The organism is Cognatundibacterium jejuense (assembly GCF_014284255.1).
Lineage (GTDB): Bacteria > Pseudomonadota > Gammaproteobacteria > Burkholderiales > Burkholderiaceae_D > Undibacterium > Undibacterium jejuense.
Genome location: NZ_JACOFV010000082.1, coordinates 1 through 255, shown reverse-complemented (window position 1 = coordinate 255; position 255 = coordinate 1). Strand labels below are relative to the sequence as shown.

Below are 255 nucleotides of genomic sequence, written 5' to 3'. Positions count from 1 at the left end.
CCCAGTATTGGTGGAGGTTGACGGGATCGAACCGACGACCCCCTGCTTGCAAAGCAGGTGCTCTCCCAGCTGAGCTAAACCCCCTTATACTTCAGCTAGCTAACTCTCCAGCTGAAACATAACTACTTTTCTTATTAAAGCCTAACTTACTACTCAGCCTTAACTTATTCTCGTTATCTAATTTAACAGTCAATAAAAGTGAACACTCAACTACAGCGCTACTCTAGAAAGGAGGTGATCCAGCCGCACCTTCCG

Annotated in this window: 1 tRNA gene; it reads right to left on the bottom strand. The window is 45.9% G+C overall.

From position 1 onward, the window contains the following. Positions 1-8 precede the first annotated feature (8 nt). Positions 9-84: transfer RNA gene (locus H8K32_RS20110), tRNA-Ala, on the bottom strand. Positions 85-255 lie beyond the last annotated feature (171 nt).